This is a genomic window from Acidovorax sp. KPB24-07 (genome assembly GCF_057543315.1).
Genome location: NZ_BAAJYS010000576.1, coordinates 1 through 1,655 on the forward strand (window position 1 = coordinate 1; position 1,655 = coordinate 1,655).

A 1,655-nucleotide genomic window follows, 5' to 3' on the forward strand; every position below is an offset into this window, starting at 1 on the left:
GGCGAGGTGCTGGGCATCGCCGGCGTCTCCGGCAACGGCCAGAAGGAATTGCTCTATGCCCTGTCGGGCGAGGACACGCGCGCCCAGCCCGCGATGGTGCAGGTGGCCGGCCAGGCCGCCGGGCGCATGAACCGCGCCGCCGCCGCGCGCTGGGCCTGCATTTCGTGCCCGAGGAGCGGCTGGGCCGCGGGGCCGTGCCCACCATGGGCCTGGCGCACAACCTGCTGCTCACGCGCAGCAACTGCGTGGGGCCGGGCGGCTGGATCCGCACCGGCGCGCTGCAGGCGCATGCCCGCGCCATCATCGAGCGCTTCCACGTGAAGGCGGGCGGGCCCCATGCGGCCGCGCGGTCGCTGTCGGGCGGCAACCTGCAGAAGTTCATCGTGGGCCGCGAGATCGATGCCAACCCGCGCCTGCTCATCGTCTCGCAGCCGACCTGGGGCGTGGACGTGGGCGCGGCCGCGCAGATCCGCGGCGAGATCCTGGCGCTGCGCGATGCCGGCTGCGCCGTGCTGGTGCTCAGCGAGGAGCTGGACGAGCTGTTCGAAATCTGCGACCGCCTGCACGTGGTGGCCAAGGGGCGCCTGTCGCCCTCGGTGCCCCGCGCCGAGGCCACGGTGGAGCGCATCGGCGAATGGATGAGCGGGCTCTGGCATGCCGACGTGCAGTCGCACCTCGCCCGGGCCGAAGCGGCGCGCGCGCAAACGGAGGCGGCCCATGCTCAAGCTTGAAGCCCGACCCCAGGCCTCGCGCTGGTGGACCTACGGCTCGCCGGTGCTGGCGCTGGCCGTCACCGTGCTCATCGGGCTGGCGCTGTTCGCGGCGCTGGGCAAGGACCCGGTGCGCGGGCTGCAGGTGTTCTTCTGGGAGCCCGTCAAGAACCAGTACGCCATCGGTGAGCTGATGGTCAAGGCCACGCCGCTGCTGCTGATCGCGCTGGGCCTGGCGGTGTGCTTTCGCTCCAACGTGTGGAACATCGGCGCCGAGGGGCAGTTCGTGATCGGCGCCGTCGCGGCCGGCGGCATCGCGCTGCTGGCCGACCAGACCACGGGCCCGTGGATCGTGCCCGCCATCCTGCTGGCCGGCGTGCTGGGCGGCATGGCCTGGGCCGGCATCACGGCGCTGCTGCGCGACCGGTTCAACGCCAACGAGATCCTCGTGAGCCTGATGCTGGTCTACGTGGCCACGCTGGTGCTGGGCTACCTGGTCTACGGGCCGTGGAAGGACCCCATGGGCTACAACTTCCCGCAGACCAAGACCTTCGAGCGCGTGACGCAGATCCCGCGGCTCATGCAGGGCTCGCGCATGTCCATCGGCCTGCTGCTGGCGCTGGCGGGCGCCGCGGCACTGTGGGTGTTCCTGTTCCGCACGCGGGCGGGCTTTGCGCAGCAGGTGGGCGGCCTGGCCCCCGCGGCGGCACGCTACGCGGGCTTTTCCTCGCGCCGCGCGCTGTGGACGGCGCTGCTCATCTCGGGCGGGCGCGGCGGGCCTGGCGGGCGGCGCTGGAGGTGGCGGGGCCCATCGGCCAGCTCACGCCCTACGTGCCGGCGGGCTACGGCTTCGCGGCCATCATCGTGGCGTTCGTGGGGCGGCTGCACCCGGTGGGCATGGTGTTCTCGGCGGTGCTGATGAGCATGTTCTACATCGGCGGCGAG

The 1,655-nt window shown here is 72.6% G+C and carries 2 pseudogenes; both read left to right on the plus strand.

Annotation, left to right across the window (positions count from 1 at the left end):
• Positions 1–731, plus strand: a pseudogene (locus tag AC27IQ_RS24000) (ATP-binding cassette domain-containing protein); the annotation flags it as partial.
• Positions 718–1,655: pseudogene (locus AC27IQ_RS24005) on the plus strand (ABC transporter permease); the annotation flags it as partial. The pseudogenes AC27IQ_RS24000 and AC27IQ_RS24005, both read left to right, overlap by 14 nt.